Source organism: Chitinophaga sp. SYP-B3965 (genome assembly GCF_009647655.1).
Lineage (GTDB): Bacteria > Bacteroidota > Bacteroidia > Chitinophagales > Chitinophagaceae > Chitinophaga.
In genome coordinates this window covers 141,927-167,243 of sequence record NZ_WJFD01000003.1, presented here as the reverse complement: position 1 = coordinate 167,243, position 25,317 = coordinate 141,927, and the positions used below count along the sequence as shown (strand labels likewise).

The window sequence follows — 25,317 nt, the reverse complement described above, 5'->3', positions numbered from 1 at the left end:
CGGAGAAAAGCGGCAACAAACAGTTAAGTTTTTTTAGAGGGAACAAAGCAGCAAAAGAACAGCAAGCGGCTCAACCGCGTGGCGATGCAGAAAATCCCTGATCTCGTTTATGGCGGAAACCAGGTTCCAGCGCACGGTGCGGGTGGCAATACCTAATGCCTGGGCCACCTTTTCCTGGTTCTGACCTTCCAGGTGGATCATGGTAAAAACTGCGCGTTTCTGTTCTGGTAGTTGCTGAATGGCCTTATCCAGCAGGATGCGCAATTCCTTGTTTTCATGCTGCTGATCGGGTGTGAGCAGATCGGGTATATCATCCGCTTCGCCCAACTCAAGCTTTTCCCCCGCGCGCCGTATGGCATTGATCAGGAAATTTTTGCTGACGGTGAAAAGGTATTTATCCCAGTTCTCTACCTGCTGCAGCTTGTCGCGTTTCTGCCAGATGCGCATAAAGATATCCTGTACGAGCTCTTCCGCCTGGTGCCATGATTTGACGAAAGTAAGTGCGTGGAAGAATACGCGCTCCGAGTATAGATAGATCAATCTCTCAAAGGCCTGTTCATCACCCCGGGATACTAGCAACAGCAGTTCGCGTTCGTGATTTGGTTGGATTTCTGACAATAATTATCAGCTTTTGGTTTGGCTTGTAAGATAGCCAAAAATTTGCCGCTTGTAAAATGATAGTATTTTAACCAATCTTACTTATTTCCCGGACAGGGGATTTTTTTATCTTAATTTATACTTAATACAGGATTTAAGATTATTTAGTTTTCTTTGTTCTTGCATGAAAAGCAGACCTATCATCAGTGAAAGAGAATTACTCCTTCAGCTTCAGGCTGGGGATGAACATTCTTTTGCACAGTTATACGATCTGTACAGTCCCAGGATGTTCGGTTTTCTCCTGAAACTGACAAAGAAGGACGAAGCTGCCCGGGAAATATTACAGGAAGTATTTATCCGGTTATGGGAAAAGCGCTATACGCTGGACCCTGACAGATCTTTCCGCTCTTACCTTTTTCGCATTGCAGAGAACTGTGTAGTGGATTTCTTCCGGAAAGCCGCACAGGACAAAAAGCTGGGTAAACAGCTGATGTACCTTACCTCAGAACCTTACCTGCATGTGGAAGAAGGTATCTATGAACGGGAGAAGAACGTTATCCTGAACAGGGCCATCAACCTTTTACCACCCCAGCGCAAACGTGTATTTGAACTGTGTAAGTTTGAGGGGAAAAGTTATAAGGAAGTGAGCCTGCTGATGGGGATCTCTGTATCTACCATCAGTGACCATCTCCTGAAAGCCACCCGCGCTATCCGCCAACATATACTTCTCTCTGACCATATTGCTACTTTACTCTCCTTTTGTATCATCCGCCTTCTCCTTAAATAATTTTTTTTCAGGGAGCAGGGAGAAAAGTCAACAACCCCGTATTAGCTATTAATGGAAGAATTGTTTAAACGTTATCTGAATAATGAATGCTCTCCGGAGGAGGTCACCTTTTTATTGCAGTATTTTGATTCCAAAGAGGGCGAAAGCGACCTCAGGAGATTAGTGCGCAATGAATTACTGGCATCTGACACCACTGAGGCTGAGCAGGAAGATATGAAAGAAGCGCTGAAACAGGTATACCAGCAGGTGGCAGGTAAAACCTTCCTCAAAGAAAAACGGGTTGTTCATTTACGCAGACGTACTATTGTCAGCTTATCCATCGCTGCTTCATTGGCGCTATTAGTTACTACGCTTTATTTTGGCCGTGATTATATGACGGGGATATTGAACCGGGAGATACATGTGACCACCCTGAAAGGGGAAAGGAGACAATTCCAATTAGCAGATGGTACAAGTATATGGCTTGCACCCGCCAGTAGCCTGAGCTATCGGGAGAATTCAAGGGAAATAACGCTCCAGGGAGAGGCCTTTTTTGATGTAGCCAAAGATGACGAACATCCTTTCATTGTACATACCGGTAAAACCAATACCACTGTACTTGGCACCACCTTTAATGTGCAGGCTTATAACGATCGTGCGGATATAGAAATAGTATTGCTGACCGGTAAAGTAAGCGTGGATGCAAATACTAACAAAGTGCTGCTGTCTCCTTATCAGCGGGCCGTTTTTAATACAGCAAGCGGAAAGCTGAAGAAAGAAGATTATCCCGATGCAACTGCAGCACTGGCACGTAAAGAAGGGGTGTTCAAATATGAAGGAGAGGTTTTAAAGAATGTGATCAGCGATATCGAAAGGACCTACAACACTACTATCAGGCTTGATAAACAGCTACAGGGGATCACTTACTACGGGGACTTTGATCAGAAGAAAGATAAACTGGACGTGGTATTACAACAGATCAGCTTAACGTATAATGCACGGTTAAAACAAACCTCCACGGGATGGGAAATACATAAATAGGATCTTTCACTAAAATTATTCCAGCATGGTAAACTAGCGCCAGATAAAAATCCCGGCGTGACCGGGATCATTATGCATTGACATTAAAAGAATAACTGCTGTACTGTATATACAAGCGGTAATTACTAATTACGTAACGAAATAAAGGTATGAAAAAAAATATACCTATCGCAGGTTTTTTGCTTTCACGAATGAAAACTGCGCTAATAATCATTGTATCATTTTTTCCTTTTCGCACCACATTTGCACAAGGCGTATTGAATAACCCTGTGACTATTGACCTGCAACAGGAAACACTGAAAAATGCATTGGACAAGATTGCCACACAGGGAAAGGTTTCATTTACCTATGGTGGGAATGTGTTGCAGAACAGGAATAGAGTTAGCCTGTCTGCCAGTAACAAACCGCTCAAAAGTGTGCTGGATGAATTACTTCGTCCATTTCCCTTAAAGTATACTGCACTCGAAAACAAGATCATCATCCGTGAGGACGAAAGCCGGGCCACATCATCATCTGCGGACAGTCTTTTCAAGATAAACGGACGGGTGTTTGATACGGGAGAACCTCCCATACCTATACCTGGCGCTACGGTGATCGTAAAGGGAGAGAACCGTGCCACCACTACAGATGACAAAGGTAATTTTGAACTGAAAGTGCGTGCGGGAGAAGTGCTCATCTTTTCTCATACCGGTTATAAGTCTTTTGAGTATCCGGTTATCAATAACAGGGACAACCTTACAATTGCATTGCCGGAAAATGTTTCCACGCTGGATCAGGTAGTGGTAACAGGTTACTCTGAACAGAAGATGAAACACCTGGCCAATTCCATCAGCTCTCTGAATGTGAAGTCGAATATAGAAGGTAAACCTATCACACAATTATCTCAGGCTTTGCAGGGAGGTATTACGGGCCTTACGGTAACACAAAGTTCCGGCCTTCCTGGTGGTGATGCTGCAGCTATTAAAATACGCGGTATCTCTACACTCGGCACAACGGCTCCGCTTGTATTGGTAGATGGTGTTCCCACCAATATCAACGATGTGGACCCTGTAACGGTGGAAAGTGTAACGGTATTGAAGGATGCAGCAGCTGCATCTATATATGGATCAAGAGCTGCTAATGGTGTGATCATCGTTACTACCAAACGTGGCCAGGCTGGTCAGGTGCATATTGTGTACGATGGATTTGCCGGTTTTCAGAAAGCCGCCTACCTGCCTGAATTTGTAGATGCGCCTACCTATATGGAAATGGTGAATGCCGCGCAGACTAATATCGGTGGCAATCCGATTTATGCTGCTGATGTTATACAGAAAACACGTGATGGTGTTGATCCATTGCTTTATCCTAATACAGACTGGAAAAACCTGGTACTGAAAGACCAGGCGTTCTCCCAGCAACATTCCGTTGGTGTAACGGGTGGTAACAGCCAGGCCCGCTTTGCGGTGAATGGTACTTACCTGCAGCAGGATGGTATTATCAATCAAACGTCTGCCGAAAGATATTCCCTGAGAGCGAATACAAGTGTTACACTGCGTGAAAATTTATCTATGTATCTCGACTTATCCCTTTCAAGAAGAGAAACAAGCCGTCCTATTAATCGCTATACCAACTTCCAGGACGGGGATGGTGCAGGATATATATTGTATGAAACATTCAGGATCCCACCTAATGTTGTAGCCAAATATCCCTTACGTGCGTCAGACGGTTACCAGGCTTATGGCAACTACGGAGAGATGCTGAACCCCATAGCAGAACTGGAGAAAGGTGGTTTTACCAAATCCCGTGAAGATAATATCTCCATCAATTTTCAACCGCAATGGGAGATCCTTCCCGGCCTGAAATTAAAAGGACAATACCTGTTCCGTTTATTAAGTACGGGTAATATCACTTCCCGTGATGCTTATAACTTCCTTGATTATTATACCAACGCCTTGCTTTTCCAATACGGTGCTGCGCATACTTCCGCCATTTACAAACGGAATTATCAATACATGGCCGCTACGGTGGATTATACCAAAACGTATAATAAACACACGATCTATGCATTGGGCGGTGTTACGCGTGAAACAGATAATCCTGATCAGTCCAACCAGTTCGCTGAAGCTACACTGGCCTCCTATTTTGTGAAGGTCAATTATATCTTTGCTGATAAATATCTTTTTGAAAGCACCTTACGCACAGATGGTTCATCTAAGTTCGGGAAGGGTAACAAGTGGGGATATTTCCCCTCTGTAGCAGCAGGCTGGAACATGCATAAAGAACCTTTTATGCAGAGCGTGAAATTCATCAGCAACCTCAAACTGCGTACATCTTACGGCCTGCTTGGTAATAACCAGGGCATCGGATTGTACAAATACCAGAGCACTACCAATACGAATGGTACGGAAGCTACGATCGGTAACCCTGACCTCACATGGGAAAGCGTAAAAATGCTGGACGCCGGTGTAGATATTGGATTGTTCAAAGATAAACTGAACTTTACTTTCGACTGGTACAACAAACTCACAGAAAATATCCTGCTGAGCGCCCCGCTCTCTTATTCTTCCGGCATCGGCCCTCAGCCTATCAATGCAGGTAGTGTGCGAAACAAAGGATGGGAGTTTGCCGTGAATTATGGTACTAGTATCAAAGCAGTTTCCCTCAACTTTAATGCGGGTTACTCTTATTATAAAAATTCCATCCTGAGCCTTAAAGACGGTCCTTATTTCTCCGGGAATACTATCCAGCAGGAAGGCCAACCGATAGGAACTGCTTACGGATATCGTGCGATGGGACTGTTACAACAAAAGGATGTGGATGCCGGTGTACCTATGATAGGATCCAAAACGCCTTCCGGACCAACACAGGTAGCAGGTGATATCCGCTACATGGACCTGAATAATGATGGCACCATTACAGAAGCAGATCAAACAACGATCGGTAATACCAATCCACAAGCCAATTACTTCCTGAACGTACGCCTTGGATTTAAAAACTTTGATGTTGAAACATTACTGAATGGATTTACCGCATCAGATGTGTTTTACAGCGGAAGGTACATTACACCATTAAACCTCAGTGGTGGTGGCGGAACGCCCATGGTATGGCAACAGGATACCTGGACGCCCACTAACACAGATGCAGCTTATCCCCGTATAACACCAAGCCCTACAGATAATGCGCGCTTCTCTGATTACTGGCGTACAAATGGCGCCTTTGTAAGGATCCGTTTTATACAGATCGGCTATACGATCAAATCACCACTGTTTACAAGAGCAGGCATCACCAATGCCCGCGTTTATTTCAACACCCAGAACCCTTTTACATTTACCGGCATGAAATATCTTGATCCGGAAACAAAAGGAACTGATAATACATATCCGCTCATGCGGTTCTATACACTGGGTGTGAACATTAAATTATAAAGTAATTTTATGAAAAAAATATTACTGTGCCTATTGCTGCTGATCAGTGTTACTTCCTGCGATAAGGATTTTCTTACCAGGGATAACCCGATCGATACGGTAGACGAAAAATTCTGGGAAACAGATCAACAACTCATTGCTGTGATGCAGTTCCTTGCGTCCCAACTTCCTACAGGTGGTTTTCAATACGGCCCTAATAGCCGGATATCTCTCAGCGCGTTAACGGATGATGCGGTATGGACGGCCAACTTTCTTCCGGAGATCAACCAGTTTGCACTGGGCAATGGTAACTCCAATCCGCCATCTTCTGCTTACATGCTGATCTTCCCTTTCTGGCGTGATGCCTACCTGAAAATACGCACCTGCAACAGGTTCCTCAAATATGCAGGCAAAGCATATGTTGATCCTGACAAACTTGCGCAGTATATGCTGGAAGTAAGAACATACAGGGCGCTTTTCCACCTGGAACTGTTCATGTACTATGGAGAAATTCCTATCGTAAAAGAAGATGTAGGTCCCAATGACTCTTATCTGAAGAAGAGTACCAAAGAAGAGATCCTCAACTTTGTTACTTCCGAATTGACAGAATGTGCTGCAGGCCTTCCATATAGCTATAGCGGTGATCTTCCTTACAGAGTTACAAAAGGTGCGGCGCTGTCTATCAAAACATTTGCCCTGCTGAATGCGCTTAAATATCCTGAAGCTGCTACTACAGCAAAAGAAGTGGTAGACCTTACTGATCCTGCCGGTGGAAAGATGTACGAATTGTACAAACCCGCCGCCACAGATAATTACCTGAACCTCTTCCTGTATAAAGGAGAATTCAATAAAGAAAGGATCCTTTCCAACCAGTTGCAGCAAGGTGTATATTTACGGCTTGCACCACCTAATGCTGCCGGCACAGCTAACGTGAATCCCACACAAAGTTTTGTGGACGAATATGAAACGAGACAAGGTAAAACGATCTTCGAACTGGGTGCAGACAGTATAGCAGCCTACAGGAAAGATCCCAATTTTAAAAATAACCGGGACCCCCGTTTGGCCGCTACGATCGTTTATCCCGGCGCGGTTTTTTATACAGCAGTGAATCCTTTTGCACCTGCTCCTAATCCATGTGCGATCGGTGCTATTAACTCATCACGTACCGGATATTTTGTAAGGAAATACTGCGATGTGTCTATGGACAGAACAAGGCCTTCTACCGGAACATTGGACTTTATGATCTTCCGCCTTGCGGATATCATGCTGATGAGGGTAGAAGCATTGGTGGAAGGTGGTCAGTGGAATGATCCGGATGTGATCAATTATCTTAACGAGATCCGTAACCGCTCCAACATGCCGAATGTGGATGCAGCAGTTTACAACAGCGAAGCAAAAATGCGTGAACTATATCGTCGTGAAAGGAGAATAGAACTGGCTTTTGAAGGCAGCCGCTGGTTTGATATCAGAAGATGGAAGATAGCGGATAAAGTGATGGGCGTAACAGTGATGGGAGCTACCAATCCTGCAACCGGACAAGCTGTGGTGGTGGAAACCCGGAAATTTAACCCGGATCGTGATTATGTGTGGCCGATCCCTATTCAGGAAATACAGGGGAATGCTAATATAAAGCAGAACCCCGGATACTAGATTATATTAATGAGAGGCCGGCTGCTTTGAAAGGAGACTTTCAGGGTAGCCGGTTTTTTTATTCGTATATATAGCGGGTACGGCGAAATTTGATGGCCTGTTCCAGTAGAAATGCAGGACCTCCGGTTTCCCGGAGGCACTGTTATTTTATGGTGGAATATCCGCCATCTACAACCAATTCTGTTGCGTGCAGATAAGATGCATCATCAGAAGCCAGGAAACTAACAGCTTTGGCAATTTCCATGGCTTTACCAAATCGCTTAAATGGTAATGTGGGAATAACGGATTGTTTAACGCCTTCAATCTGCTCCGCAGACAAGCCGGTTTTTTCAAAACCCTTTGATTCTGTGTAACCAGGGCTTACACCATTCACGCGTATCCCTCTTGTTGTACATTCTGTAGCGAATGTTTTGATGAAAGATGCTACTGCTGATTTGGCCGCTGAATAAATGGAAGCATAGGGAGAGCCGTATAACGTAACAACAGAAGTATTAAAGATGATAGCGCCACCTTCTTTCATCAATGGAAGTAAAGCTTGTGTTGTGAAGAAAACACCTTTCACGAGTACATCAAAAAGCTCATCAAACTGTTGTGTTGTAACGGCTTCAATAGGAGCAAATTTACCATATCCGGCATTGCAGAAAAGAATATCAAGCGATGTTATTTTTCCAGGTAGTGCCAGGATATCCTGCATATTTCCTGCATCACAAACTATCCCGGATGCGTTCTCGCCAAGTTGCTGAACGGCCTCATTCAATGTTGTTTCATCACGACCAGTAATGATCACTTTTGCGCCTTCTTTAATAAAATCCTGTGCTGTTGCTAAACCAATGCCACTGGTGCCACCAGTGATCAGGGCTGTTTTGTTCTGTAGTTTCATACAGCAAAGGTTGTTTATCCGATAGTAGGTTAAAACCCGAAACTTGCTATCTTTGAACTACATGAAAAAGTCCCTGTTCCTTTTAATACTGATTACCAGCTGTATAAAGAATAAAGACGTTAATAAAGAGGATAAATTCTTTATTGTAACAAATGGTGCTGCAAAGTCGCATTTTAGTACGCTGAACACCCTGAATCATTTTCCTACTTCGAGGAATCCGGAACTCGCCTTATCTCCCATCGTTAGATCCATAGGAGAGGACCTGTTCATCCTGGAACCGGATAATGATTCGATTAAAAAGTATCATCGTTTTCCTAACGGGGATATAACAGAAAGAGGGGTGCTTCGCCTGGTGCCAGCTACTGGTGCATCAGATATGATCATTGTAAGTGATCGTTTGGGATATTCTTCTCTGAAAGGAAGCGCGAAGATCATGGCCTGGGACCCCAGTACAATGGCCGGTCAGGGAACTGTAGATATTTCCTCCTTTGGGATAAGTGATGCTGATCCGGACGCTACTTTGATGGCATTCTCCAATGGGAAATTATTTGTTGTATGTAATCAGCGTTATAGTGGTAAAACAGTTCCCAGTCCAGCGCAGGTGCTGATCATTGATACAAAAAATGGTAATGCGGTGACGAGTGTAACAGATGACCGTGGAGCTTATACGGACAATACAACATCTGCGGTTTTCTTTACGGAGAATGGCGATTTTTATTTATACTGCGGAGCTGACAAACCAGAACAGAATGGTTTCCTGCGCATAAAGAACGGCCAGTCTTCTTTCGATGTTGATTATTTCTTTGGCATAGGAGCGCCTGGTACAATTGATCATTTATCGTGTTCATATTATGCAGGAAGCAATATATTATTCAGTATGGGTGCTTTGACAGGAAGTCAACAGTTTGGCGCTTTTTCAATAAACCTGATCGATAAAAAGGTGACGAAGATCGATCTCCCAGCTTCCACTGGTTATGCGGGTAACATTTTCCGGGATGGTAACAATCTGTACTTTGGTTTATCTACCAGTAATGCAAAGGGATTCTACGAATATGAAATGACGAGCGGGAAAGCCGGTATTGCTCCTAAAATAAATACAACGAACATGGGAGATCCGTGGCTAATGGGGGCTTTTTAGCCATATTTATATTATCTTAATGCCTGATTTGTAATTTCGACTACCTTATACCTATAAAGACCAACATGCCTCAACTCTACAAACACCTATACCTCAAGGGAATAGCAATTTCCTTTATTTCCATTTTCCTTTTTAATACGGGCTTACGGGCGCAAAAAGTTCCTGCGGATCAGGACTTTGAAAGCTTTTCACCAATCCTTACAATCGCCCCGCGATCAGTTACTTTTAATGATGATCCAACATTGCCTTTGACCTTTCAGTATATCAGTCCGGTCGATTTTGCGGGCCTCGGTATGTACCTTGGTAATCTTGGCGATCCTGCCAGGTTCCGTAATGGAAATGCCTTTTTTTTTAATGCAGGACCAGGTGGATCAATTCCTGGCAGCACTGGGACGGGGGCTGCTGAATACAGGATCACTTTTGCGCCATTGGGGGCGCTTACTGCTCCGGTAGGGAATTTTTGGTTAAGAACTATGTACCTCTGTATTGGAAAAGGAAATACCACTCAGGTGGCCATACAAGGATACCGGGGTGGTAGAATGGTGGCTAATACGGTGCTCTATTTAGGGGACCCTAATTTTTCTTCAACAAGTCCCACGGATATCTCTTATAATCCACCTGATGCATTTTCCGGCACCTATCTTTCATTCGGTTCAGACTGGGAATTCCTGGATGAAATACGTATTCATGTACCAAATGGCCAATACCCGGTGATGATAGATGATCTTGATTTTGAGGCTCCTTCGAACTTTGCACCAACCGCTGCAGTCACTACTACTGTTGCTTCCGTTACAGGTATTACCGCTAAGATCAACTGGACGGATGTTGCTGGCACGGGAGATGCCGTGGCTGTATTTATGAAAGAAGGGAACACAGGTACGGCAAGTCCGGCAGATCTCACCACTTATACGGCTAACACGGTTTTTGGAAATGGATCACAGATCGGCTCTTCCGGCTGGTATTGTGTATATAAGGGGAGAGTGCCTTCTGTAGACGTAACAGGTCTTAATCCGGGTACCAGCTACCGGGTAATGGCAGTTAGTTACAATGGCGCCACAGGTTGGGAAACATATGGCACCTCAGCTACTACTAATATAGCTAATCTTACCACTATTGCTGTTCCTACGGTACAAGCTTCCGACGTTACCATAACGCCGAATTATACAGACCGCAGGCGTGTACTTATTAGCTGGGTGCGTGGAAACGGGAATCGCTGTGCCGTGTTTGTAAGAAATGAAACTGTAACAACCGGGCCGGCAATACCGCCGGTGGTTAATAATACTACCTATACCGCGTTCACGGATTCTGTCTCTGTAACGACAGGAGGGAGGGTAGGCACTTCCGGCTGGTATTGTGTTTATAATGGTATGGGTTCTGGCCAGGGTCTTTCCGCTGCTGTAAATATGAACCGGATAACCGTTGCATCAGGGCAGAAATTCAATGTGATGGTGATGGAATACAATGGGGCAGCAGGTTCAGAAACATATAATGTCAACACTGCTACCTTGAATCCTGTACAGTATCTTGGAGCAGATGCTCCTGCAACTGTTACCTTGCCTGCAGAAAATATCCTGACCACCAGTGCAGGGTTGAAAGCTACTGTTGAGCCACTTCAGGGTAATATCAGCAACATCACTTTTACATATTCTGCTGATCCCACATTAACACCGGCACTGGGAACAATTAGTACGACGACACCTATAGCCACCAGTATCCTGGGAAGTGCATCTGCAACTACGGTACGTACTAACATTACAGGATTAATACCTTCTACACAATATTATTACAGGGTTGCGGCTACCAATAATGCAGGTACGAATAATGGCAACATCCTTTCATTCGTCACCGCACCGGTGATCAGTTCAGTAAGTGCAAATATCGCTGATGGGCATTATAAAGCAGGAACGGTTATTCCTGTTACGGTTACTTTTACTTCTGATGTAGTGGTAACAGGTACACCTGTTGTATCACTTAACTCAGGCAGCACGGCCTCTTATGCAGCTGGTTCAGGCACTGCTGTACTTATATTTAATTATACTGTTGGCGCTGGTGAGGATGTGGCTGATCTGGATGTTTTGTCACTGGCCGGAGGAACGATAAAAGATATTTATGGAACGGATGCATCGCTTGTATTACCAGTTGCGGCATCTTTGGGAATACAGAAAGATATTGTTATTGATACGAATGTACCTGTATTATCAGCGGTAAGTATAACCTCCGATAATGATAATACTTCTCTGGCCCAAACAGGAGATGTTATTACGCTGAACTTTACTTCGAACGAAATGATCCTTCCACCTGCAGTATCTATTGCTGGCCACACGGTAACAGCCAGTAACGTAGGGGGCAATAACTGGTCTGCGGTTTATACCATGGTGAATACTGATGTGGAGGGTATGCTGGCGTTCAGCATTGCCTTCAGTGATCAGGCAGCGAATGCAGGTGTAGCAGTAACAGCTACCACAAATTCCAGTGCGGTGAGATTTGACAGGACCTTACCCGTATTGAGTCCTGTAACCATTGTTTCTGATAACACTATTCCTGCACAAGCAAAGGTGGGGAACATTATTACTTTGCAGTTTACCACCAGTGAAACAGTTTTTACACCTGTGGTAACTATCGCAGGCCAGGTAATACCGGTTACCAATACCGGCGGCAATAACTACACCGCAAATTATACAATGACGAACAGCGATGCAGAAGGGCTTATTGCATTTGATATTGCCTGCAGCGATCTTGCAGGAAATGCAGCGGCTGCGGTTACTTCTCCTTCTGCAATTACTTTTGACCGTACTGTTCCTGTATTAAACCCGGTAACCATCTCTTCCAATAATTCACTGGCAAAAACGGGAGATGTTGTTACATTGAATTTCACTTCCAGCGAAATAATTGTGGCACCTGTAGTATCCATGGCAGGTCATATAATAACCGCCACAAATACTGGGGGTAATAACTGGTCTGCCGTTTATACGATGGCAGGTAGTGATGCAGAAGGTATCGTGGCATTCAGTATTGCGTTTCAGGATGTAGCAGGGAATGCAGGTGTGCCAGTAACATCTGCTGCAAGTAGTGTAACATTTGATAGAACGGCACCGATTTTAAACCCGGTAACGATCTCTTCCAATAACTCCCTGGCCAAAACAGGAGATGTTGTTACATTGAATTTTACTTCCAGCGAAATGATTGCTACGCCTGTAGTATCTATTGCAGGTCATATAGTAACCGCCACAAATACCGGTGCTAATAACTGGTCTGCGGTTTATACAATGGCAGGTAGTGATGCAGAAGGTATCGTGGCATTCAGTATTGCATTTCAGGATCTGGCAGGGAATGCAGGAGTATCAGTAACATCTGCTGCAAGTACTGTAACGTTTGATAAAACCACTCCTGTATTAAACCCGGTAACGATCTCTGCCAATAACTCCCTGGCAAAAACAGGGGATGTTGTTACATTGAATTTTACTTCCAGCGAAATGATTGCGACACCTGTAGTATCCATTGCAGGTCATACAGTAACCGCCACAAATACCGGTGCTAATAACTGGTCTGCTGTTTATACGATGGCGGGTGGTGATGCAGAAGGTAATGTGGCATTCAGCATTGCATTTCAGGATCTGGCAGGGAATGCAGGAGTATCAGTAACATCTGCTGCTACCAGTGTAACGTTTGACAGAACGGCGCCTGTAGTGCTCAGTATTAACAGGTTATCTCCTTTAACACCTATTGCCGGTGCAGGCAGTGTTGTGTATCGCGTTACTTTCAGTGAAATTGTAAAAGGAATAAGTACAGGTGCATTTGTATTAGGGAAAACAGGAACTGCAAATGGTACGATCGCTATTGTATCGGCCAATCAAGGTACTGTAATAGATGTAACGGTAAATAATGTTGTAACGAGTGGAACGATACGCCTGGATATGACGGGTACAGGAATAACAGATCTGGCAGGCAATGCTGCAGCAGCATATTCAGCAGGAGAGGTATACACGGTGAATACATCGCCGGTCTTTACGGTTTCCGGCACACAGGCAATAACACTCTGCAGTAATACCAATGTTGCTATTCAGGACCTGTTGCAAACCAGGGATAATGATAACGGACAAACACTCACATGGACTGTTATAAATGCAGCAGCACATGGTACGATCAGCGGGTTGCCTTTTACAGCAAATAGCAATGGTGCTAACGTAACACCAACCGGTATTACTTATACGCCGGCAGCTAATTATGCCGGTACGGATGCATTTACGGTGCAGGTATCTGATGGTTTTGCAACTGCTACGCTTACTTTCCAGGTAACTGTCAATACTGCAATACCTGCAGTAACACTGGCTGTAACCCCCGGTAGTAAGATGCCGGTAGGTATGGAGGTTGTTTTCACCGCTACAGCAGCAAATGGAGGAATAAACCCTGTGTATACTTTCAAGGTGAACGGGCAAAATGTACAGACAGGTAGTTCGAATACTTATAGCAGTAGTACATTGCTCAATGGGAACGTGGTAACCTGTGAACTTGCGGGTAATGCAACCTGTGCGTCAATGCCTGTTGTTACCAGCAATGCCATTACAATGGAAATAACACAACCTACACCACTATTTTTATATCCTAACCCGGCAAGTAGTGTAGTACATGTTTCATCCACTCAGCCTATGTTTAAAATTACCATAGCGAACGGACAGGGGAAGATCGTTTTCTTCCGGGAAGTGGAGCAAACGTTGTTAGAGGATATTGATGTGAGAGGGTTAAGTGCCGGCATTTATTATATAGTGATAGTACATACCGGTGGACTTAAAAAAGAAGGGAAGCTGGTCATCATAAAATAAGTAAAATAAAAAAGCCCCGCTAGAACATAGCGGGGCTTTTTTTATAAGATGCTTACAACCCAATCCTGACACCTACCATAAAGTTAAATCCGGCCATTGGAAAATAGGTATTGGAAGATTTCACTTCCCCACCTTCCAGGTAACCATAAGTATACCCATTCGGCTCATACTTCTCATTGAAGATATTGTTCAACATCAGTTGCAATCCTAATTCTTTAAAGAGCTTTTGCGGAACAATGTAATTGAAACGTACATCATTCACGAGGAATGCATCCAGTGTACGATTTACATCAGAAGAATTATCCAGGAACTGGCGGCTCACATATTTGCCAACCCAGTCAATCGCTAAGCCTGCAAAAGGTTTGAAGCTAACTGTGTATCCTGCCACAAGGTCAGGGGAGAAGGAGATATCAGATTCTTTGTGTGTAACAGGTTTTTGTCCGCCATTATCCCAATCGTCCAGGAACTCTGTGTAATCAAATACGCGGTTGCGGCTGAAAGCAATATTTCCTGCCAGGGTAAGCTGGGAGCATAAGTTGTAATGCCCATCCAGCTCAAGCCCAAGGCGGTAGCTTTTCGGGATATTGGCTCTGGCGTATGCGCCTACATCATTGATCTGGCCGGTGAGGACCAGCTGATTACGATAGTTCATGTAATACACGTTTGCCTGCACACCACCTTTCTGACTGCGCAGTACATACCCCGCTTCCAGGTTACGCAGCGTTTCGTGTTTAGGTGCCTGCAGTAAACCTACTTCAAAGTCATCCCGGTTAGGTTCTTTATTACCAATGGCATAAGAAGCATAGAGATGTTGCTGGTCATTCAGCTGGAAAGTAAGCCCGCCTTTAGGATTGAAGAAATCATACAGGTTCTTTTGACGGATCTCCGGGTTCTTACGGAAGCCGTTCAGTTCATACGTTACATGACGGTATTGCACATCAGCAAATGCTTTCAGTTTTTCCGTGATGGCGTATTCGCCTTTCCAGTAGATGTTGAAATCAGTTTTGAAAGAATTCAGGTTATACCAGCGATAGTCTTTCTCAATGGCATTCTCAGCCCAGATCACTTTGCCATAATGTTTACCATCATAACGGTTCCATCCACCGCCTGCACTCCAGGAAAATTTGCCAACGTTATGATTGATGGAGAAGATGCCACCGTAGAAATGATTATCCAGCCAGAGTTGGCGGATCAGGTCTGTTGTGGCAACCGGTGCGCCATTGATGATAGGTTCTTCCAGTCCATAATCCAGGTAGCTTTCACCCGCCAGGTAATTCTCATAATAACCGCGGCCACGGGTGTAATGCAGGGCTATGTTGAAGTTCAGGTTATTGTGAATAGCGTGGTTGAAGAACAACTGGTAATGATCCTGCTGATAGTTATCCGTTTCATTATCATAAGGAGTGCCCGGTTTTTCTGTGCCACTGGTATTGTATGTTCTGTTGGTATCCAGTGTTTCTTTAGAAACACCGTTCCATGCCTGGTAGGTTTTTTCCTTGCCGGAGAACACGTTCAGGCGGATAGCTGTTTTTTCAGAGATATAGGCAGCAGAGGTATAAAAAGAGCGCAGATCTGATGCGGCTCTGTCAACATACCCGTTGGAAGAGATCTTGGACAGACGGGCATCTACCGTGAAATGTCCGTTGATCAGGCCGCTACCGGCTTTTACAGTGTGTTTCCAGGTATCGAAGGAGCCGTAACTGTTATCAATTTCAGCATATGGTTTATCAGAAAACTGGTTGGTGCTGAGGTTGAGCGAAGCCCCGAAAGCCCCGGCTCCATTAGTAGAAGTCCCTACACCACGTTGTAACTGGATGCTGTTCACAGAAGAAGCAAAGTCAGGCATATTTACGAAAAAGGTGCCTTGAGATTCTGCATCGTTCACCGGGATACCATTGATGGTAACGTTTATACGGGTGATGTCACTGCCGCGTACCCGCATCCCGGTATACCCTACACCAGCGCCTGCATCAGAATTAGTGACTACGGAGGGCAGTTGATTCAGCAACAGTGGCAGGTCCTGGCCCAGGTTCTGTTTCGCGATATCTTCTTTACTCAGTTCTGATTTGGTGAAAGGAGCATTCCTGCCTGCGCGTAAACTGGAGATCTCCACTGGTTTTACGAAGAGGCCGGTTTCCTGTAAGGAGACGTTAAATTCGGTTTCTTTCTGTTGTACTTTGATCACCTGCTGTATAGTCGTAAAGCCCAGAAAGCTGGCCTGCAGCGTATAAGCGCCATGTCCCGGAACAGAGAGGCGGTATTGTCCTTTTGTATTTGTATAAGTATTGGAGCCGTTGTAAATGGAGATGGTGGCGCCTTCCAGCGGTTTGCCGGATGTTTTGTCTGTTACAACGCCAGTGATAATCGTCTGTGCAAAGGCAGCCTGCGTAAATACAGACACACACAGCAACGCTAAAAACATGAATTTTTTCATCGTAGATCCTGTTTATTCAAAATTTTTCAAAATGATGCATAGCCATAGCGGCACAGTGTGCTGCAATGGTCAAACTATCGTAAAACAGGTAAGGAAACGTCACTTACCTTTCCTAAACAGCATTACCTGGTCAGGTTCAACGGGTGTGATCTCAGCCTGATAGTAAGGCACCCCGAGGTGAAAAGAATAAGCCGGGCTTATCGGTTTCTGGTGCAAAGGTAGATACACAGCAGGAATTATGCACAAATTTTTTTTCAGAATTACTTTTTCCATTATCTTCATTCTGTTAATCCAGGAATATTACTCCCCACTTTTTTTCAGCAGAGATCATTTTGAGAAACAATTTTTGTTAACCGAAACAATCATTTATCAAATGATCAAACTTCAAATCATCGGTCACCTTGGCAAAAACGCTGTACAGAACGAGGTGAACGGAAAGCAAGTCCTGAATTTTAGCGTTGCTCACAACGAAAGGTACAAGAATGTCCAGGGGGCATCAGTTGAACGGACCGTTTGGGTAGATTGCGCCATGTGGTACCCCAATGCTGTGGGGCCTTACCTGATCCAGGGTACTTATGTATTCGTGGAGGGTGTTCCTGTTGTGGACACCTATAACAACAATGCCGGAGGGGTATCTGCCGTCCTGAAACTAAAGGTCACAGACCTGAAGTTATTGATGAGCGGGTACAGAACAAATGATGGCAAAACCCCGGAGCCGGAAGTGGCAATTCCGGCGGATGATCTGCCATTTTAAGGCAGATCCCGGCTGTGATTTTCATAGTATAATTATCACACATATTTTGCTGTGCCTAAAAAGCTCTCCTTTGTAACGCCCGACAGGCAAGCCTCTTCGCGGACACAACTGAATTTTTTTCACAAAGGAATGAAAAAAGATTTGGTGAGTATTAAAATTCTATTACCTTTGCACCCACATTGCGAGGTAGAGCAGAGGTAGCTCGTCGGGCTCATAACCCGAAGGTCAGAGGTTCGAATCCTCTCCTCGCTACAGAAAAGTAAAGAGGAAGGCTTAAAACGCCAACGGCGAAAAAAGTTTTAATTCTTACTGAAAAGGTAAAAGAGATCACAGTCTCCAAACTTCAAAAAAAAGTTAAAAAGCCGAAGCAATTCGGCTTTTTTTATTTGTACTAAATTGCACTCGTACCCTGAAAAAGGTCGCTAAAGCTTCTCATCATTTTTTGACTTTCTTCAGTTCACGCGTAAAAATAGAAACGTATGCATCGTGCTGGATTTGTAAACATCTTCGGTAAGCCTAATGCCGGAAAAAGTACCTTGCTCAACGCACTGTTGGGCGAAAAGCTGGCTATTGTTACCCCGAAGGTGCAAACCACCAGGCACAGGATCATGGCCATCGTTACGGAACCAGGCTACCAGATCGTGTTCTCCGATACCCCCGGTATCATTGATCCCAAGTACAAAATGCATGAGAAGATGATGGGCGCCGTACGCTCTGCACTGGAAGATGCAGATGTTGCCCTGCTGATGATGGAAGCAAAAGATAATGTGGAAGAATGCCTGGCCATGTTTGATTCCCTCAAGCTGAAAGCCACCTGCGTACTGGTGATCAATAAAATGGATGTGCTGGAAAAAGAACCCCTGGAAGCATTGGTAGAACGTTGCAAAACATGGGGCAAAGCCAAAGCAGTGATCACCATTTCCGCTTTACAGAAAAAAGGACTCGATGTACTGTTAAAACAGATCATTGAATTCCTCCCTGAAAGCGAACCTTTTTACCCGGAAGACACACTCACAGATCGTTCTACCCGCTTCTTCGTGGGAGAGATCATCCGTGAAAAGATATTTTTACTCTTCGAAGAAGAGATACCGTATCATACGGCGGTGTTGGTTACACAGTTCGAAGAAAAGAACACACTGACCAAGATCTCCGCAGAGATCATCGTTACCCGCGAAACACAAAAGGGTATTATCCTTGGCGAAAAAGGGAAGTCTATCAAAGAAATAGGCTCCCAGGCAAGGATAGATATAGAAAAGTTCCTGGATCGTAAAGTGTTCCTGGAATTACATGTGAAGGTGCGTCCCAAATGGCGCGACAACGATCTGTATCTGAAAGAATACGGATTGATTTAAGGACAATTTAAATAATCTAATATGCCTGGTTTTACAGTAGCAATTGTGGGCCGCCCAAACGTAGGAAAATCAACTTTGTTTAACCGCTTGCTGGAGCAACGGAAGGCCATCGTAGATGATTCCAGTGGTGTAACCCGCGACCGGCAGTACGGAATTGCTGAATGGAATGGCAAAACCTTCAACGTGATCGACACTGGCGGTTTTGTTGCCAAAAGCGAAGATATATTCGAACGCGAGATCCGCAAGCAGGTAAAGATTGCCATGGAAGAATCCAACCTGGTGATCTTCATGTGTGACGTTACCACTGGTATCACAGACCTGGATGCTGATGTGGCAGATCTGCTGCGCCGTTCCAATAAACCTGTTTTCCTGGTAGTGAATAAAGTAGATAACCATGAACGCCAGCTGGAAGCAGCAGAGTTCTATGGTATGGGCTTTGAACACTTACATTTCCTCTCTTCCATGAGCGGAAGCGGCACCGGTGAATTATTGGATGCAGTAACTGACCTGATCAAGGAAGACGATGAACAGGCCCAGGGCCCGGACAGTGGGATTCCTAAGATCGCTATCATCGGTCAGCCGAATGTTGGTAAATCATCCCTGCTGAATGCATTGGTAGGAGAGGAACGGAACATTGTTTCTGATATTGCCGGTACTACCCGCGATACCATTCACACCAGGTATAACCTCTTCCAGAAAGAATTTATACTGATAGATACCGCTGGTATCCGTCGTAAGAATAAAGTGCACGAAGATCTTGAATTCTATTCCGTGATCCGTGCAATCAGGGCCCTCGATGAAGCAGATATCTGTATGCTGTTGCTGGATGCTGAAAAAGGCATCACCGCACAGGATATCAGTATCTTCAGTCTCGCCGCCCGTAAAGGGAAAGGCCTGGTGATCCTGGTAAATAAATGGGATCTGGTGGCAGATAAAGGCACGAATTCCGCCCGTGATTACGAAAAGGAACTGAAAGAACGCATCGCACCCTTTAGTGATGTGCCCATCGTTTTCACTTCCGTACCGGAGAAACAACGTATTTTCAAAGCCATAGAAGTGGCCCTGGAAGTATATGACAACCGGAGCCGCAAGATCCAGACCTCTAAACTCAACGAAGTGATGCTGAAAGCTATTGACGCATTCAAACCACCAGTTGTGAGGGGTACACCTATCAAGATCAAATATGTAACGCAATTGCCGACCTACACACCTGCATTTGCATTCTTCGCTAACCTGCCGGACGATATAAAAACGCCCTACAGGAACTATCTGGAGAATAAACTGCGCGAAAACTTTAATTTTCAGGGGGTTCCACTGAAAATCTTCTTTAGAAAGAAGTAGTTCAGCGCATATTATATAAAATTATATTTTGTATAATAAGAAATTTGCATAACTTTGCGGCGATTTAAAACATAAAATCAACATGAAAAAATTATTCGTATTAGCTATCGCTACCGGTATGTTTGTTGCTTGTAACAATGCTTCAACTCCATCTACTGATTCAACTACAGTATCTGCTGATTCTGCAGCTCTGAACGCAGCTCCTGTTGCTGATTCTATCGTTACTGCTGATTCTTCTGCTATTGCAGTTGATTCTGCTGCAGTAGCTCCGGCTGCTGATAGCGCTCACAAGCACTAAGCTAAGCTTACAGAAAGTATATGGTCCTCCTGGTGCAAACCAGGAGGATTTTTTTTTGGCATAGCTATTGTTTTATGGGAGCAAATTTAACCGCTGGCATGAAAAAGCTCCTGATTACCTTTTTACTACTGGGTGGTTTCCAGTCATTTACGACGGCACAAGAAACACCTCCTGCTCATCCTGATAAAGAATTCAAATTTCAATTCCCGGGCACTGATCTCAATGGTTTGGCGTTGCTTTCCCAGCCCCGCAGGGATAGTATGCTCCAGGCTTTCCATAAATTCGATCCCGGCCAGATCTCCTTCTCCGGTACCGGCATTTCAGAATCGCTGCAAAAACAGTTTAAAACGGTGCTGCTGGATATGATGGAAGTGGTGAAGAATGTGATCAAAGATCCCGCTACCGTATCCGATATGGAGAAGAAAATGAATGTGCTGAGTAAGAAGATGGATGGCCTGCAGGAGGATATGGAATATGAAACAGGCTTGGTCGAATTGAAGAAGGAGTACGACAAGGATGTCATCCAAAGAACGAAAGAATACGAGCAGGGAACATATAAAACAAAGAAGGAACAAAAGGTAGCGAGGAGAGGACTCGAGCAGGAACTGCGCGACAGGAAACATGAATTTGAAGAAGACAAGGCCCGGTTGCGCAGGGAACGATAAGGGTTGTTTTTTTTGTACTCGAAAAAAAACATCATAAAAAACTCCGCCCGGCAACCGAAGCCACCCATCACAGCATCAAAAGCCACCCTCTTCAAAAAATAAAAACTCCTTTCCCAAAAAATAAAAAAACCTCCGCCCTTTGCTGCGCGGCAAACCCTCAGCACAAAAAAAAGGGCGCATCTCACGATACACCCCTTTTCATTTATTTCAAGTTCTTTACTTCTTCAATAGCCCTCAATATCACCGGATCACTTGCATTACTTACCATATAAAGCCCCTCACTCCGCCACAACTGCCTTGCCAGCAAAGCCTTGATCCTTATCCGGATCTCCGCTTCATCCTTCGCATTCATCTGGGCCGTACTCACTTTCGCACGTTCCGCATGTGTCTTGAATGCATTGAGCAAACCATTATCCACCTGGAATTGACGATTGAAAGCCGCTGCATCTTTATATTGCTTAAAGGATGCCGCATTGGCGGTATAATATTCATAGATAAAATCACCAAAGATATTACGTGTGTACAGTTCCGTTAGTAAAGGAGAATACCGTGTGGTATCAAAAGGAAGGAATACATCCGGCATGATCCCGCCGCCGGCATAAACCGTTTTACCACCTTTGGTAGTGTATTTAATGGTATCTACAGGACGGATGCTATCACGGTTCAGGAACTCACCATGATTGAAACGGTTGGTGATATCTTCCTCATAAGCCTCACGGCCGTTCTGATAACTTTTCTGGATACTTCTGCCGGAAGGAAGATAGTAACGTGCAATGGTAAGGCGCAAAGTGCCGCCATTACTGAGGTCGAAAGGTTCCTGCACCAGGCCTTTACCAAAAGTGCGGCGTCCGATGATCTCTCCGCGATCCCAATCCTGGATAGCACCGGATAAAACTTCACTGGCAGAAGCAGAACCTTCATCCACGAGGATGGTAAGTGCACCTTTCTCAAATAAACCCGGTTTGTTGCATTTGTAATCCTGCCGGGGAGAGCTTTTGCCCTGGGTGTAAACGATCAGTTTATCACCGTCCAGCAGTTCATCTGCTATACGGGTAGCTGCATCCAGTAATCCACCACCATTCTGGCGAAGGTCTATGATCAGCTTTTCCATGCCTTCCTTTTGTAATTTACGCACCGCCTGAACAAACTCCGTATAAGTAGTAGCAGAGAATTTATTTATCTTGATATAGCCGGTACCGGGAGCCGTCATATAAGCAGCATCCACACTATACAGAGGGATCACCCCTCTTTTAATGATCACATCCACTTTCTTATCCCCACGTAACATAGTAGCTTTCACGGCAGAGCCACGTGGCCCGCGCAGTAATTTCCTGATCTTATCGTTGGTGATATTTTTACCGGCTACGGAAACGGTATCGTTCACTACCAGGATCTTATCCCCGGTAAGTACGCCAGCCACATCAGACGGGCCGCCGGCGATAACGTTCATGATGTTCACTGTATCACGGATAATGTTGAATTCAACACCTATTCCTTCAAAATTACCATCCAGGTCCTCATTCACTTCCTGTACTTTAGCCGGCGGAATATAAATAGAGTGGGGGTCCAGGTGGCTGAGTAATCCTTCAATGGCTTCTTCCTGCGCATCACCAAGGTCCAGCGTGTCCACATATTTATATTTCAAAAGATCCATTACCTCCTGCAATGATCCCCGTTTATTGGAGAAAAAGATAGCGGAATCGCTGTTACGCGCGGCCGGCATCTTATGCCCCAGATACATGCCCAGCGCTAACACCAGGGCAAATAACAACGGCAGGAACACTTTTAACTTTCTATTGTCCGACATATGAATTTTTAAATCGTTGACAGGGAAACCCCTTTTGCTTAACTTGTGACAAAAATAGCACATTCATTATCAAAACATCATCATCTATTCTTTAATTTCATAAACGATCGGATATGGCTTCTAAAGTTAAGCTGGTAGCGGATAGCGGATCAACCAAAACGGAATGGTGCCTGATGGACGGTAAAGAACGCCGCACGTTCTTTACACAGGGCCTGAGCCCTTATTTCCTCACGGGTTTGCAAATTGAGGAACTCGTACGGGCGGAACTGTTATCACAGCTGGGAGATACAATACCTGATCTCGTTTTCTTTTATGGAACGGGCTGCGGCACAGAACACAACAGGAACCTGGTACATAAAAGCCTGCATGCGGTATGGCCACATGCCAAAGTAGAAGTGAATCACGACCTGATGGGAGCTGCCCGTGCGCTTTGTGGCAATAAGAGCGGAATAGTCAGTATCCTGGGTACCGGCTCCAATTCCTGCTATTATGACGGTAAGGAGATTGTGAAAAACAATCCAGGCCTGGGTTATATCCTGGGGGATGAAGGAAGTGGTACTTTCCTGGGGAAAAAAGTAGTGCAATACTACCTGTATCAGACCTTTGATGATGAAATGCGTTTCCGCTTTGATCAGAAGTTCAACGTTACCCAGGCAGATATCCTGGAAAACGTTTACCGCCAGCCCTTGCCAAACCGTTACCTGGCTGCATTTACCCCTTTTCTCGCAGAGAACCGCGGGCATTATATGATTGAGAACATACTGGAAGACGGATTGAATGAATTCTTCTTCACACACATTTATAAATATAGCGAAAGCTGGACGAGCCCTTTACATTTCACCGGAAGCATCGCATGGCATTTCCGGGATATCCTGGAAGAACTGTGCCAGTTGTACGAATTACAGCTGGGCAGGATCCTTAAGAATCCTATGGACGGGCTGTCTGTTTATCACGAGGAATAAAATCAGATATGGCATTTACTAAAGTAACCGAGCAGGCAGGCAACTTTCATCACCTGGAAACCATGAGCATCCAGGAAGTACTGACCAATATTAATAGCGAAGACAAAACTGTTCCCCTGGCCGTTGAAAAAGCCATTCCACAGATCGCTAAACTCACTTCCGCCATTGCAGATAAAATGCTGGCCGGAGGCCGTTTGTTCTATATGGGCGCCGGCACCAGTGGCCGCCTGGGTATCCTGGATGCCTCAGAATGCCCACCTACTTATGGTGTGCCGCAAGGGCTGGTTGTTGGATTGATCGCAGGAGGGGATTCCGCTATCCGCAGAGCTGTGGAGAATGCAGAAGACGATAAGGAGCAGGGCTGGAGAGACTTGCTGCAACTGGCGATCAGCGATAAAGATGTGGTAGTTGGCATTGCTGCCAGTGGAACCACACCTTATGTACTGGGGGCATTGGAAGCTTGTCAGAAACATGGTATCATTACCGGCAGCATCAGCTGCAACCCGGAATCACCGATATCTCAATTTGCAGATTTCCCTATAGAAGTGGTGGTAGGCCCTGAATTTGTAACCGGCAGCACCCGCATGAAAAGTGGCACGGCACAAAAGCTGGTACTGAACATGATCTCAACAACGGTAATGATCCAGCTGGGCAGGGTAGAGGACAACAAAATGGTGAACATGCAGCTGAGCAATGAAAAGCTGGTGGACCGCGGGGTAAAAATGGTCATGGAGGAATTGGAATTGTCTGATTACGATGCAGCTAAAACCTTACTGCTGGAGTTCGGCAGCGTAAAAAAAGCAGTGGATAGCAGACAATAAAAAATTCCCTAAATTGCCCTCCGATAAACAGCTTTTGAACGATCATGCAGGACATAGAACCATTCTATAACTGGCGGCATTTATATACAGCCGAAGAGGATGAACTATCCCCTTTTTATGGGCGGGAGTACAGTGAGTTCGAGTATTCCAACACCGTATATAATTATTATATCCATCCCCAATGGGATGATTTTGGCGCGGCCAACCTCTACATGAAGATCCTGTTCGTGGATTACCAGTTTAACTATGCTATCATAGAACTGTTAGGGGAATGGAATGATGCCGTAGAGAATAACGTTATGACCCTGAAAAGGGATATTATAGACCTGATGACCGCCCAGGGCATCTATAAATTCATATTCATAGCAGAGAACGTTCTCAATTTTTATTCCTCAGACGACTGCTACTATGAGGAATGGTGGGAGGATATCCGTGATGAAGGCGGCTGGATAGTGATCCTGAATACCCCCCAGCAAACCCGGGATGAGTTCGAGAATGCCCGGCTGCACAATTATGTACACCTGCTGGATGAACCCAAGTGGCGAACTTTTTTACCACAGCACTTGTTTAATCTGGTAGATAATGGCATGATGAAGCGATTAGAATAA

18 protein-coding genes, 1 tRNA gene and 1 riboswitch are annotated in these 25,317 nt (G+C 44.9%); of the genes, 15 read left to right on the top strand and 4 right to left on the bottom strand.

Features of this window, described 5'->3' with window-relative positions; genetic code table 11:
• Positions 1-33 precede the first annotated feature (33 nt).
• A complete protein-coding gene (locus tag GFS24_RS18450) occupies positions 34-618 on the bottom strand; it encodes an RNA polymerase sigma factor (protein ID WP_153661916.1) in 585 nt (194 codons plus the stop codon).
• 163 nt (positions 619-781) lie between these two features.
• Here GFS24_RS18450 and GFS24_RS18445 point away from each other — a divergent pair, with 163 nt between their 5' ends.
• From GFS24_RS18445 to GFS24_RS18430, 4 genes are all read left to right on the top strand, one after another.
• Positions 782-1,384: an RNA polymerase sigma factor gene (locus GFS24_RS18445; RefSeq protein WP_153661914.1), complete on the top strand. Its 603-nt coding sequence runs from the start codon at positions 782-784 to the stop codon at positions 1,382-1,384.
• Positions 1,385-1,435: 51 nt separating this feature from the next.
• Positions 1,436-2,404: a FecR family protein gene (locus GFS24_RS18440; RefSeq protein ID WP_153661912.1), complete on the top strand. Its 969-nt coding sequence runs from the start codon at positions 1,436-1,438 to the stop codon at positions 2,402-2,404.
• A 191-nt stretch (positions 2,405-2,595) separates the two neighbouring features.
• Positions 2,596-5,808, top strand: a complete 3,213-nt coding sequence (locus tag GFS24_RS18435) for a TonB-dependent receptor (protein ID WP_173003120.1) — start codon at positions 2,596-2,598, stop codon at positions 5,806-5,808.
• Between the two features lie 9 nt (positions 5,809-5,817).
• Positions 5,818-7,437: a RagB/SusD family nutrient uptake outer membrane protein gene (locus GFS24_RS18430; RefSeq protein WP_153661908.1), complete on the top strand. Its 1,620-nt coding sequence runs from the start codon at positions 5,818-5,820 to the stop codon at positions 7,435-7,437.
• Between the two features lie 142 nt (positions 7,438-7,579).
• Here the strand turns inward: GFS24_RS18430 and GFS24_RS18425 are convergent, their stop codons facing one another.
• The gene (locus GFS24_RS18425) at positions 7,580-8,317 is read right to left on the bottom strand and encodes an SDR family oxidoreductase (RefSeq protein ID WP_153661906.1); all 738 of its coding nucleotides are present in this window, start codon (positions 8,315-8,317) and stop codon (positions 7,580-7,582) included.
• A 61-nt stretch (positions 8,318-8,378) separates the two neighbouring features.
• Between GFS24_RS18425 and GFS24_RS18420 the strand changes: the two genes are divergently transcribed.
• Positions 8,379-9,455, top strand: coding sequence for a hypothetical protein (locus tag GFS24_RS18420; protein WP_153661904.1), 1,077 nt, complete (start codon positions 8,379-8,381; stop codon positions 9,453-9,455).
• A 65-nt stretch (positions 9,456-9,520) separates the two neighbouring features.
• Positions 9,521-14,275: a T9SS type A sorting domain-containing protein gene (locus GFS24_RS18415; RefSeq protein ID WP_153661902.1), complete on the top strand. Its 4,755-nt coding sequence runs from the start codon at positions 9,521-9,523 to the stop codon at positions 14,273-14,275.
• Positions 14,276-14,327: 52 nt separating this feature from the next.
• Here the strand turns inward: GFS24_RS18415 and GFS24_RS18410 are convergent, their stop codons facing one another.
• Complete coding sequence (locus GFS24_RS18410; RefSeq protein WP_153661901.1) at positions 14,328-16,709, bottom strand: TonB-dependent receptor; 2,382 nt, start codon at positions 16,707-16,709, stop codon at positions 14,328-14,330.
• Positions 16,710-16,801: 92 nt separating this feature from the next.
• Positions 16,802-16,894: riboswitch (TPP riboswitch) on the bottom strand.
• 188 nt (positions 16,895-17,082) lie between these two features.
• Here GFS24_RS18410 and GFS24_RS18405 point away from each other — a divergent pair.
• The 6 genes from GFS24_RS18405 (at position 17,083) to GFS24_RS18380 (ending at position 21,119) form a co-directional block, all read left to right on the top strand.
• Positions 17,083-17,463 (top strand): single-stranded DNA-binding protein, encoded by a 381-nt coding sequence (locus GFS24_RS18405; protein WP_173003119.1) that lies wholly within the window; start codon positions 17,083-17,085, stop codon positions 17,461-17,463.
• A 180-nt stretch (positions 17,464-17,643) separates the two neighbouring features.
• A tRNA-Met gene (locus tag GFS24_RS18400) sits at positions 17,644-17,715 on the top strand.
• A gap of 227 nt (positions 17,716-17,942) precedes the next feature.
• Positions 17,943-18,815, top strand: coding sequence for a GTPase Era (gene era / locus GFS24_RS18395; RefSeq protein ID WP_153661897.1), 873 nt, complete (start codon positions 17,943-17,945; stop codon positions 18,813-18,815).
• Between the two features lie 21 nt (positions 18,816-18,836).
• Positions 18,837-20,156 (top strand): ribosome biogenesis GTPase Der, encoded by a 1,320-nt coding sequence (gene der / locus GFS24_RS18390; RefSeq protein WP_153661895.1) that lies wholly within the window; start codon positions 18,837-18,839, stop codon positions 20,154-20,156.
• Positions 20,157-20,238: 82 nt separating this feature from the next.
• Positions 20,239-20,454 carry a hypothetical protein gene (locus tag GFS24_RS18385; RefSeq protein WP_153661893.1) on the top strand — a complete coding sequence of 72 codons (216 nt, stop codon included), beginning with the start codon at positions 20,239-20,241 and terminating at the stop codon, positions 20,452-20,454.
• 98 nt (positions 20,455-20,552) lie between these two features.
• Positions 20,553-21,119 carry a hypothetical protein gene (locus GFS24_RS18380; protein ID WP_153661891.1) on the top strand — a complete coding sequence of 189 codons (567 nt, stop codon included), beginning with the start codon at positions 20,553-20,555 and terminating at the stop codon, positions 21,117-21,119.
• A 202-nt stretch (positions 21,120-21,321) separates the two neighbouring features.
• On the opposite strand, the gene GFS24_RS18375 is transcribed toward GFS24_RS18380, so the two are convergent.
• Positions 21,322-22,926 carry a S41 family peptidase gene (locus GFS24_RS18375; protein ID WP_153661889.1) on the bottom strand — a complete coding sequence of 535 codons (1,605 nt, stop codon included), beginning with the start codon at positions 22,924-22,926 and terminating at the stop codon, positions 21,322-21,324.
• Between the two features lie 113 nt (positions 22,927-23,039).
• Between GFS24_RS18375 and GFS24_RS18370 the strand changes: the two genes are divergently transcribed.
• From GFS24_RS18370 to GFS24_RS18360, 3 genes are read left to right on the top strand one after another with little or no spacing between them, the layout of a single operon-like run.
• Complete coding sequence (locus GFS24_RS18370) at positions 23,040-23,888, top strand: N-acetylglucosamine kinase (RefSeq protein WP_153661887.1); 849 nt, start codon at positions 23,040-23,042, stop codon at positions 23,886-23,888.
• Between the two features lie 8 nt (positions 23,889-23,896).
• Entirely contained in the window at positions 23,897-24,709 is an 813-nt protein-coding gene (gene murQ / locus GFS24_RS18365; protein ID WP_153661885.1) for an N-acetylmuramic acid 6-phosphate etherase, read from the top strand.
• Between the two features lie 44 nt (positions 24,710-24,753).
• Positions 24,754-25,317, top strand: a complete 564-nt coding sequence (locus GFS24_RS18360) for a hypothetical protein (RefSeq protein WP_153661883.1) — start codon at positions 24,754-24,756, stop codon at positions 25,315-25,317.

What these genes read in the sequence shown, in the direction of transcription:
- GFS24_RS18445 (WP_153661914.1), top strand. Translation starts at nt 782, where the DNA reads ATGAAAAGCAGACCTATCATCAGTGAAAGAGAATTACTCCTTCAGCTT.
- GFS24_RS18440 (WP_153661912.1), top strand. Translation starts at nt 1,436, where the DNA reads ATGGAAGAATTGTTTAAACGTTATCTGAATAATGAATGCTCTCCGGAG.
- GFS24_RS18435 (WP_173003120.1), top strand. Translation starts at nt 2,596, where the DNA reads ATGAAAACTGCGCTAATAATCATTGTATCATTTTTTCCTTTTCGCACC.
- GFS24_RS18430 (WP_153661908.1), top strand. Translation starts at nt 5,818, where the DNA reads ATGAAAAAAATATTACTGTGCCTATTGCTGCTGATCAGTGTTACTTCC.
- GFS24_RS18425 (WP_153661906.1), bottom strand. Translation starts at nt 8,317, where the DNA reads ATGAAACTACAGAACAAAACAGCCCTGATCACTGGTGGCACCAGTGGC.
- GFS24_RS18420 (WP_153661904.1), top strand. Translation starts at nt 8,379, where the DNA reads ATGAAAAAGTCCCTGTTCCTTTTAATACTGATTACCAGCTGTATAAAG.
- GFS24_RS18415 (WP_153661902.1), top strand. Translation starts at nt 9,521, where the DNA reads ATGCCTCAACTCTACAAACACCTATACCTCAAGGGAATAGCAATTTCC.
- GFS24_RS18410 (WP_153661901.1), bottom strand. Translation starts at nt 16,709, where the DNA reads ATGAAAAAATTCATGTTTTTAGCGTTGCTGTGTGTGTCTGTATTTACG.
- GFS24_RS18405 (WP_173003119.1), top strand. Translation starts at nt 17,083, where the DNA reads ATGATCAAACTTCAAATCATCGGTCACCTTGGCAAAAACGCTGTACAG.
- era (WP_153661897.1), top strand. Translation starts at nt 17,943, where the DNA reads ATGCATCGTGCTGGATTTGTAAACATCTTCGGTAAGCCTAATGCCGGA.
- der (WP_153661895.1), top strand. Translation starts at nt 18,837, where the DNA reads ATGCCTGGTTTTACAGTAGCAATTGTGGGCCGCCCAAACGTAGGAAAA.
- GFS24_RS18385 (WP_153661893.1), top strand. Translation starts at nt 20,239, where the DNA reads ATGAAAAAATTATTCGTATTAGCTATCGCTACCGGTATGTTTGTTGCT.
- GFS24_RS18380 (WP_153661891.1), top strand. Translation starts at nt 20,553, where the DNA reads ATGAAAAAGCTCCTGATTACCTTTTTACTACTGGGTGGTTTCCAGTCA.
- GFS24_RS18375 (WP_153661889.1), bottom strand. Translation starts at nt 22,926, where the DNA reads ATGTCGGACAATAGAAAGTTAAAAGTGTTCCTGCCGTTGTTATTTGCC.
- GFS24_RS18370 (WP_153661887.1), top strand. Translation starts at nt 23,040, where the DNA reads ATGGCTTCTAAAGTTAAGCTGGTAGCGGATAGCGGATCAACCAAAACG.
- murQ (WP_153661885.1), top strand. Translation starts at nt 23,897, where the DNA reads ATGGCATTTACTAAAGTAACCGAGCAGGCAGGCAACTTTCATCACCTG.
- GFS24_RS18360 (WP_153661883.1), top strand. Translation starts at nt 24,754, where the DNA reads ATGCAGGACATAGAACCATTCTATAACTGGCGGCATTTATATACAGCC.